Source organism: Pseudomonas brassicae (genome assembly GCF_010671725.1).
Lineage (GTDB): Bacteria > Pseudomonadota > Gammaproteobacteria > Pseudomonadales > Pseudomonadaceae > Aquipseudomonas > Aquipseudomonas brassicae.
The window spans coordinates 1-9,603 of the sequence record NZ_JAAHBU010000232.1 but is presented as its reverse complement, the minus strand read 5'-3'; the positions used below and the strand labels follow the sequence as shown (position 1 = coordinate 9,603).

Sequence of the window (9,603 nt, the reverse complement as noted above, 5' to 3'; positions counted from 1 at the left end):
CTTGCCAGCGAAGGGGCCCATACGTGTATACATTTATAGAAATGCACCATTTAATTTCATAAAAACGACATTTTGCCCTGTTGCGGTGCGAGTGGTTCTTGGTAAAGTCCTGAAAAAACCAATAAGTCCAACTCTCTCTGGTGAATGTCTCCATGATCGAATCCGTCGAAGATTTCCTCGCGCGTCTCAAGCAACGCGACCCTGCCCAGCCCGAGTTTCACCAAGCGGTGGAAGAAGTGCTGCGCAGCCTGTGGCCCTTCCTCGAAGCCAACCCGCACTACCTGCAGGCCGGCATTCTCGAACGTATGGTCGAGCCAGAGCGAGCCATCCTGTTCCGTGTGTCGTGGGTCGACGACAAGGGCAAGGTGCAGGTCAACCGCGGCTACCGCATCCAGATGAGCAGCGCCATCGGCCCGTACAAGGGCGGCCTGCGCTTCCACCCGTCGGTGAACCTGGGCGTGCTCAAGTTCCTCGCCTTCGAACAGGTCCTGAAGAACTCGCTCACTTCGTTGCCCATGGGCGGCGGCAAGGGCGGTTCGGACTTCGACCCCAAGGGCAAGAGCGATGCCGAAGTTATGCGTTTCTGCCAGGCCTTCATGAGCGAGCTGTATCGCCACATCGGCGCCGACCTCGACGTGCCGGCCGGTGACATCGGTGTGGGCGGCCGCGAGATCGGCTTCCTGTTCGGCCAGTACAAGCGTCTGGCCAACCAGTTCACCTCGGTACTCACCGGCAAGGGCATGAACTACGGCGGCAGCCTGATTCGCCCTGAAGCCACCGGCTACGGTTGCGTGTATTTCGCCGAAGAAATGCTCAAGCGCGACGGCCTGCGTATCGACGGTCGCCGCGTGGCCATTTCCGGTTCGGGCAACGTTGCGCAGTACGCCGCGCGCAAGGTCATGGACCTGGGCGGCAAGGTCATCTCGCTGTCCGACTCCGAAGGCACGCTGTACTGCGAGGCCGGCCTGAACGACGCGCAGTGGGACGCGCTGATGGAACTCAAGAACGTCAAACGCGGCCGCCTGAGCGAACTCAGCAACCAGTTCGGCCTGGAGTTCCGTGCCGGCCAGCGTCCATGGAGCCTGGCGTGCGACATCGCGCTGCCGTGCGCCACGCAGAACGAGCTGGACGCCGAAGACGCCCGCACCCTGCTGCGCAATGGCTGCATCTGCGTGGCCGAAGGCGCGAATATGCCAACCACGCTGGAGGCGGTGGATATCTTCATCGAGGCGGGCACCCTGTTCGCCCCGGGCAAGGCGTCCAACGCCGGCGGCGTGGCGGTCAGCGGCCTGGAAATGTCGCAGAACGCCATGCGCCTGCTGTGGACGGCCGGTGAGGTGGACAGCAAGCTGCACAACATCATGCAGTCGATCCACCACGCGTGCGTGCACTACGGCGAAGAGAACGGCCGCATCAACTACGTCAAGGGCGCCAACATCGCCGGCTTCGTCAAGGTGGCCGATGCCATGCTGGCGCAGGGCGTGGTGTAAACCTTCAGGCCCGAGGGGCGCTGCCGTCTATCTGCGTCGATAGGCGCGGGCGGCGTCGCGGTCCTTTTCCTGCTGCCATTGTTCTTCGCGCTCGTCCCAGTGGCGGGCGCGGTAGTCCTGCGCATCCTGGGTCTGCTGCATGGCCTGGCACTGGCGAAAGCCATCGTCCCAACCGGTTTCATACTGGCGATTGTGCAGGTAGCGCGGCACGTCCTTGCGAAAATCCCCGGCCATGATCCCGGCGGCCTGGCGGCCACTGCTGCAGCCGTCCTGGAACCCGTCGGCGTAGGGCGGCGGGTAGCCCTGGTTGATCAGTTGTTCATGGGTGCTTGCGCACCGCCCAGCAGTACCGCCACCAGCACCCAACGCCACCGCATGTTCAGACTCTCCACCGTATTGCGTGAAGTCTAGGTGGTGGTTTGTTGCAGGGGCGTCAAAACGGTGTGAAGCACTTGAACCAGGGTGTTGCATGCGCCACAAAACCCTGTGGGAGCTGGCTTGCCAGCGAAGGCGGCCTTACAGGCGAAGAGTCAGTAGTTGTACCACTTCACTTCCAGCATCACCTCGTTCTGCGCCGCCGCCAACTGGCTGAACTCGCGCTTGGCACTCAGGCGCACCCCCAGGTTGCGCGACAGTTCCCACTGCTGGTTCAGGCTCATGCTGCGGCGCACTTGGCCATTGGTGAAGTAATCGCCCTTGGCTTCCAGGCTCAGGTTGCCCAGCCCGTTGCGCCACAGCACCCCGGTATTGAACCCAGCCGCCGGTGCCACAAACGCGGCAAAGTCATTGTTGTGCTCCACCCGCAGCGTGCCCAGGGCAAAGCCGAGCATGTCCTCGCCCAACTGCCAGGTGCCGCCGGCACCGCCATTCACATGGCTGACCAGCACCTCGTTCTGGTGTTTGCCCAGCACCCGCTCCAGCCCGCCCGTCACCTGCCATGACCAGGGCTTGAGCAGGTCGTTGCGTGGCGTCAGCGAACGGATCGTGGCCAGGTCCAGGCGCTGCACCTGCCAGTCGTTGCGTTCGTACTGGCGCACCTTGAGCTGCAGAATCTCGATCTGCGCACCCAGCGGGAAGCCATAGGCATTGTCATTGAGGTCGTGATACGCCATGCGCAGGCCGTACTCGGCAAACGCGCGGTCCTCGCGGGTGCCCACGCCGAGTTGCCAGGTACGCGATTGGTGGCCGTCTTCCGGCAGCCCCGGGCGCTCCACCTGCAACGGTGGCGGCGGGTTGCGGTTGATTGCACGCAACAGTTCGAAGCTGCGCTTGGCCCGCGCCGGGTTCGCGCTCCTGGCCGTTGGCGCGGTAGCGCTCCAGGCGGTAGGCGGCGTCCTGCACCAGCGCCTGGCGCTCGCGCGGCAGGGCGGCAAATTCGGCGCTGTGCAGTTGGGCAGTATCGGCGCTCACCGCCAGCACCTGCTGCTGCTCGGCAGCGTCCAGCGGTTTGGCGCGCTCCAGCAACTCGCGCTCGCGCGACGGGCGGTAGTCGGTGCGTGCCACCAGGCCGGCCTGCTTTACCGCCTTGACCGTATCGGTGGGGATCGCCGTGAGCGGGAACTGCGAGGTCAGGTCCAGGCTCGGCCGTGCCACCTGCAACAGTTCCAGCAGGCGGTACGAGCAGTTTTCGTCAAAGAAGAAGTAGTCGAACTGGATCTGCTTGAGCTCCCAGATATGTTCGACCATGCGCCCGGTTTCTTCCGGGGTCAGGTTCAGCCGGTACTCCCACAGGTCGCGGTTTTCCAGGCTGCGGTATTCGGACAGCTTTTCCTGGTAGGGCACCAGCGCGAACAGGCCCGGGTAGCCGCCCATCAGGCCCTTCCAGGCATACAGGATGCTGTTGTCATTGCCTTCGATGTAGGCACCGAAGTTGATCGCGTAGCTCAGCAGCGCGGTGTTGTCGCTTTGCACACCTGCCTGGTCGATACGCAGCAGCGTGTGCCCGAACATCGACGACGGGCTGTTGAGGTAGGCGGCTGGGAAGATCATCACCGCGCTGTGCGGCGAGACGTCCTTGAACCACTGCGTGTAGTCCTTGCAGTCGGGGGCCGGCAGGTCGCGCAGTTGCAGCTGATCGCGCAGCCAGCGGGTGCGTGCGGGAAATACGCACTGGGCATGCTTGTCGCCCAGGCTGGCTGGGGCATACAACGCCTCGTAGGTGGCCCGCAGCTCGTGCTCGGGGTGGTGCGCACCGTCCTTGGCCAGGAAGAAGCGCGGGTCGTCGACATAGCTGCGCCAGCCGCCAAGTTTGGCCGTCTCGTAGTGGCCCAGGGATATCCAGTAGCGATCAGAGGCCAGCGCGCGCAGGCGCGAATCATCAACTGCGGCAGCAGCGTGCAGCGGTGCACAGGCACACAGCACCAGGTAGGCAAGGCGTTTGAGCATGTCGGGCAACTACGTCTGAATGATGCCGATAGAGGCGGGCAAACAACCCGCCCCATCCAGGGGCGGGTGGGCCGAGCTTAAGCCGGGGTGGCGTATTTGGCCAGGCGGGCGTCGCTTTTCAGGACGGCGAGGGTGTTGGTGTGAACATCTTCTGCGGTTGCGTCGGCAGTCGTGAAGATTTCCTGGAAGTGCTGGTGGGTCACGGCGGCGAAGTGCGCCCGGTCTTGCGGTGCAACGCCCAGTACCACCGCGTAGGTGGTCAGTGCTTCGCCCTGGCCTTGCGCCATGTCTTCGGACAGTTCGTTCAGCATGCCATTCATGGCGATCCACGACTTGCCGCCGTAGGTCAGTGCCGCGTTGGTGGAACAGCCGTTGGTGCCCGAGGTCATGCCGAAGGTGGCGTTGCCGGAGGTACCGTTGGTGGTGGACGCAAGGAAGTGAGCCGGTGTGCCGCGTTGGCCCTCGAACAGCATGTTGCCCCAGCCGCAGTCCGGGCCGCCTGGCGCCTGGGCCATGGCGTTGAGCGAAACTGCGGTGAACAGAGTACCCAGAAGAATCCGTTTCATAGCATTGTTCTCTTTCTGATGTTCAAACCAAAGGTCAGGGTTATCTGGCATGTCTGTAGGTTCAGTTGCCAGGACGGGTCGGTTGTTTACCCAGCCGCGCAGTTTGGAGTTTAGGCATGTTCTAAGGGTTCCGTAATTAATTGCGAAAGATTGCTTGAAAAAATTGACGTGGGGCAGCTTTTCGACCCCGCTGCATAAAGCGTTGAAGAGCCTTGCAAGCCGGGCGCAGGCGGCGCCAGAATGCCGTCATCCGCCCCGCCGAAGTAAGGAAGCCCGATGCCCGATTCTGTTGCTGCGAGCCTGCGTCTTGCGCCCGAAGCCCTGACCCGGCCGTTTTCCGCTGAACAGTTCGCCTTTTCCACCACCAATGATCTGGAGCCCTTTCGCGGTGTGCTAGGCCAGGAACGTGCTGTCGAAGCCTTGCAGTTCGGCGTCGCCATGCCACGTCCCGGTTACAACGTATTCGTCATGGGCGAGCCGGGCACCGGCCGCTTCTCGTTCGTCAAACGTTACCTCAAGGCCGAAGGCAAGCGCCTGCAGACCCCGTCCGACTGGCTGTACGTCAACAACTTCGACGAGCCCCGCGAGCCCAAGGCCTTCGAGTTGCCGTCGGGCAGCGCCGGCGCGTTCATCGCCGACATCAGCGGGCTGATCGACAACCTGTTGGCGACCTTCCCGGCGGTGTTCGAGCACCCGTCCTACCAGCAGAAGAAAAGCGCCATCGACCGCGCCTTCAACCAGCGCTATGACCGCGCCCTGGACGTGATCGAGCGGCTCTCGCTGGAAAAGGACGTGGCCCTGTACCGCGACAGCAGCAACGTTGCCTTCACGCCCATGGCCGATGGCAAGGCGCTGGACGAAGCCGAGTTCGCCCAGTTGCCTGAAGCCGAGCGCGAGCGCTTCCACGAAGACATCTCCGGGCTTGAGGAGCGCCTCAACGAAGAGCTCGCCAGCCTGCCGCAATGGAAGCGCGAGTCCAACAATCAACTGCGCCAGCTCAACGAAGAGACCATCACCCTGGCCCTGCAGCCGCTGCTGGCGCCGTTGTCGGAAAAGTACGCCGAGAACGCTGCGGTATGCGCCTACCTGCAGGCCATGCAGGTCAACCTGCTGCGCACCGTGGTCGAGCAACTGGTCGACGACAGCAAGACCGATGCACTGGCGCGCAAGATGCTCGAAGAGCAGTACGCGCCGAGCCTGGTGGTCGGCCATCACGCCAGCGGCGGTGCGCCGGTGGTGTTCGAGCCGCATCCGACCTACGACAACCTGTTCGGCCGCATCGAGTACGGCAACGACCAGGGCTCGCTGTACACCACCTACCGGCAGTTACGCCCGGGTGCGCTGCACCGTGCCAACGGCGGCTTCCTGATCCTGGAAGCGGAGAAGATGCTCGGTGAACCGTTCGTGTGGGACGCGCTCAAGCGTGCCCTGCAATCGCGCAAGCTGAAGATGGAGTCGCCGCTGGGCGAATACGGCCGCCTGGCCACCGTGACGCTTACCCCGCAGATGATCCCGTTGCAGGTCAAGGTCGTGATCATCGGCGCGCGCCAGCTGTACTACGCGCTGCAGGACCATGACCCGGACTTCCAGGAGATGTTCCGGGTGCTGGTGGACTTCGACGAAGACATCCCGATGGTCGACGAGAGCCTGGAGCAGTTCGCCCAGTTGCTCAAGACCCGCACCAGCGAGGAGGGCATGGCGCCGCTGACTGCCGACGCGGTGGCGCGTCTGGCCACCTACAGTGCGCGCCTGGCCGAGCACCAGGGGCGTTTGTCGGCGCGTATCGGTGACCTGTTCCAGCTGGTCAGCGAGGCGGACTTCATCCGCCACCTGGCCAACGACGAGATGACCGACGCCGGCCACATCGAGCGCGCGCTCAAGGCCAAGGCCACGCGCACCGGGCGGGTGTCGGCGCGGATTCTCGACGACATGCTGGCCGGGATCATCCTGATCGACACCGAAGGTGCGGCAGTGGGCAAGTGCAATGGGCTGACGGTGCTGGAGGTGGGTGATTCGGCCTTCGGTGTGCCGGCGCGTATCTCCGCCACGGTGTACCCCGGCGGCAGCGGCATCGTCGACATCGAGCGCGAGGTCAACCTGGGCCAGCCGATTCACTCCAAGGGCGTGATGATCCTCACCGGCTACCTGGGCAGCCGGTATGCACAGGAGTTCCCGCTGGCGATCTCGGCCAGTATCGCGCTGGAGCAGTCCTACGGCTATGTGGACGGCGACAGCGCCTCGCTGGGCGAGGCCTGCACGCTGATCTCGGCCTTGTCCAGGACCCCGCTCAAGCAGTGCTTTGCGATCACCGGCTCGATCAACCAGTTTGGTGAAGTGCAGGCGGTGGGTGGGGTCAACGAGAAGATCGAGGGCTTCTTCCGCCTGTGCGAGGCCCGCGGCCTGACCGGCGAGCAGGGCGCGATCATCCCGCGGGCCAACGTGGCCACGCTGATGCTCGATGAGCGGGTGTTGCAGGCGGTGCGCGCCGGGCAGTTCCACGTGTACGCGGTGAGCCAGGCCGACGAGGCGCTGAGCCTGCTGGTGGGCGAGCGGCGGGGCAACCGAACGAGGAGGGCGAGTTTCCCGAAGGCAGCATCAACGCACGGGTGGTGGAGCGGCTGCGGGTGATTGCCGAGATGATCAGTGAAGAGGACCTGAAGGAGGCCGAGAAGGCGTTGGCCGAAGAGGCGCTGGCGCAGGTCAAGCCTTCCTGAGACCGTGGTGGCCCCTTCGCTGGCCAGCCAGCTCCCACAAGGACTGCGCTGATCCCTGTGGGAGCTGGCTTGCCAGCGAAAGCGGTCTGTCAGCCACCGTCGCCTTTTGAATGACGTGACCACTCGGCGCCGACCGCTTGTCGCCGGCGGATTTCTTCTATTCTCAAGGGCAGGGACAGTCGTAGGTAAAGGATCGAAACAGCCTTGCCACAGGCTGCGCAACGTTTCACCGAGGACCGTCGCCATGCCGCGTACCCTCAGCCTCACCCGTCAGTGCCTGGGCCTGGTGACCCGCATTGAATGCCGTATCCGCCCATTGGCCGGAGACACCGGCATGTGGACACTGCTGTTCGCCGCCGGCATGGCTGGCGAGCAACCTTCCGCCATCAAGGCCCAAGGGCCGTTTCATGGGCCGTTCGTGGCCGAGTCGGTACTCAGCGCGATCGTCGACAGCCTTACCCTGCACGGCTACAAGGTGACTGACGACCCGCAGATCTGGTGCGTGCACCTGCAGGCCCAGTTGCGGCGCATCAACGGCGAGCGGGTACATCACGTGGGCGACCTGCAGTCCAACCCGGACACCTGAAGCGCCCGAGCTCACCCCACACGCCGCCTGCGGCAGCGTGTCGCGGGCTTTTTCTGTCACAGGCGGCTGGTATACTCGCGCTCGTTTTTCCCGCCACCTGGTGATTTGCTCAATGGAACGCTTTATCGAAAATGCGATGTACGCCTCGCGCTGGCTGCTCGCACCGATCTACTTTGGTCTGTCGTTGGGCCTGCTGGCGCTGGCGTTGAAGTTCTTTCAGGAGATCTTCCATGTGCTGCCCAACATCTTCTCGCTGGCCGAGGCCGACCTGATCCTGGTCTTGCTGTCGCTGATCGACATGGCCCTGGTCGGTGGCCTGCTGGTGATGGTGATGATCTCCGGCTATGAGAACTTCGTGTCGCAACTGGACATCGCCGAGGGCACGGAAAAGCTCAACTGGCTGGGCAAGATGGATTCTTCGTCGCTGAAGATGAAAGTCGCCGCCTCGATCGTGGCGATTTCCTCGATCCACCTGCTGCGCGTGTTCATGGACGCGCGCAATATCGAGACCCAGTACCTGATGTGGTACGTGATCATCCACATGACCTTCGTGGTCTCGGCGTTCGCCATGGGCTATCTGGACAAGATGACCAAGCACTGATCACCAGGCACTGCCGCTGCATGCGCCGCCCGTCCGTTGCGAAACGGACGGGCGGTTGCGTTTATGCCTTGTGCTTTGCGCAGCGCTGTACAAAAAATGAACGGTCTGCCGAATGTTCCAGTAGCGAGGTGTCGCAATGAACCTGCATCAACTGAGCAGCGAGGCCAAGGCCGGCCATGTCGAAGAACTCAACCTGATCGCCATCGAGGGCGGTGACTTCGTGCTGGAGGCGCGGGTCAAGGGCAAGGCGCACCCGTTGTCGGACGCGCGTGGTGAGCGCTTGAAAGTGCATTCGGTGGTGGACGCCCAGCGCCTGCTCAATGGTCTGCCGGCCGTGCCGCTGCACCTGGTGCACTGGTCGGTACAGGACGAGATGTGTGGCATGGAAAGCACCGGCGAGGAAGACCTCAAGGTGCCGATGCCGCGACGTTCTGCCTGGTAGCTGAACTGCTCGACTGCAGTGTGCTAGGCTGCTGGCCCTTTTCACAAAGGGCGCGGCCTCAGTGCGCCCTGTAGCGGAGCAGAACCATGTCCGAACTCAACCTGTCCACCGACGAAACCCGCGTCAGCTACGGCATCGGCCGTCAGCTGGGTGGTCAGCTGCGTGACAACCCGCCACCAGGCGTCAACCTGGAAGCGATCCTGGCCGGTCTGACCGACGCCTTCAACGGCCAGGCCAGCCGCGTCAGCGAAGAAGACCTGTCGGCCAGCTTCAAGGTCATCCGTGACATCATGCAGGCCGAAGCGGCCGCCAAGGCTGAAGCTGCAGCTGGCGAAGGCAAGGCCTTCCTGGTTGAAAACGCCAAGCGTGACGGCATCACCACCCTGGCTTCGGGCCTGCAGTTCGAAGTGTTGACCGCCGGTGAAGGCGCCAAGCCAAGCCGTGAAGACAGCGTGCGTACCCACTACCACGGCACCCTGATCGACGGCACTGTGTTCGACAGCTCCTACGAGCGCGGCCAGCCTGCCGAGTTCCCGGTTGGCGGCGTGATCGCTGGCTGGACCGAAGCGCTGCAACTGATGAACGCCGGCAGCAAATGGCGCCTGTACGTGCCGAGCGAGCTGGCTTACGGCGCCCAGGGCGTTGGTAGCATCCCGCCGCACAGCGTACTGGTGTTCGACGTCGAGCTGCTGGACGTACTGTAAGTACCTCGCAGGGCCTTGCGGCCCTCATCGCGGGTCAAGCCCGCTCCCACAGGTACACCGCCAGTCTCATGATTGCAGTGATCCTTGCAGGAGCGGGCTTGACCCGCGATGCTTT

The 9,603-nt window shown here is 63.5% G+C and carries 6 protein-coding genes and 3 pseudogenes; 6 read left to right on the top strand and 3 right to left on the bottom strand.

All coding sequences use genetic code 11. From position 1 onward, the window contains the following. Positions 1–152: 152 nt before the first annotated feature. A complete protein-coding gene (gene gdhA / locus G3436_RS16450; RefSeq protein ID WP_163946961.1) occupies positions 153–1,490 on the top strand; it encodes an NADP-specific glutamate dehydrogenase in 1,338 nt (445 codons plus the stop codon). A 27-nt stretch (positions 1,491–1,517) separates the two neighbouring features. On the opposite strand, the pseudogene G3436_RS16445 reads toward gdhA, so the two are convergent. From G3436_RS16445 to G3436_RS16435, 3 genes and pseudogenes are all read right to left on the bottom strand, one after another. Then, a pseudogene (locus G3436_RS16445) lies at positions 1,518–1,867 on the bottom strand (hypothetical protein). A gap of 153 nt (positions 1,868–2,020) precedes the next feature. Next, positions 2,021–3,875: pseudogene (locus G3436_RS16440) on the bottom strand (Lnb N-terminal periplasmic domain-containing protein). Positions 3,876–3,952: 77 nt separating this feature from the next. Further along, entirely contained in the window at positions 3,953–4,441 is a 489-nt protein-coding gene (locus tag G3436_RS16435; RefSeq protein ID WP_163946958.1) for a DUF3015 domain-containing protein, read from the bottom strand. A 276-nt stretch (positions 4,442–4,717) separates the two neighbouring features. Here G3436_RS16435 and G3436_RS16430 point away from each other — a divergent pair. From G3436_RS16430 to G3436_RS16410, 5 genes and pseudogenes are all read left to right on the top strand, one after another. Next, positions 4,718–7,155, top strand: a pseudogene (locus tag G3436_RS16430) (Lon protease family protein). A 244-nt stretch (positions 7,156–7,399) separates the two neighbouring features. Next, entirely contained in the window at positions 7,400–7,741 is a 342-nt protein-coding gene (locus tag G3436_RS16425; protein ID WP_163946955.1) for a PA4575 family protein, read from the top strand. Between the two features lie 112 nt (positions 7,742–7,853). After that, complete coding sequence (locus G3436_RS16420) at positions 7,854–8,342, top strand: TIGR00645 family protein (protein WP_163946953.1); 489 nt, start codon at positions 7,854–7,856, stop codon at positions 8,340–8,342. Positions 8,343–8,478: 136 nt separating this feature from the next. Continuing rightward, a complete protein-coding gene (locus G3436_RS16415; RefSeq protein ID WP_163946951.1) occupies positions 8,479–8,784 on the top strand; it encodes a DUF6482 family protein in 306 nt (101 codons plus the stop codon). Positions 8,785–8,870: 86 nt separating this feature from the next. Further along, on the top strand, positions 8,871–9,488 hold the full coding sequence (locus G3436_RS16410; RefSeq protein WP_163946948.1) for a BamJ family beta-barrel-assembly machinery protein: 618 nt from the start codon (positions 8,871–8,873) through the stop codon (positions 9,486–9,488). The last annotated feature ends 115 nt before the right edge of the window (positions 9,489–9,603 follow it).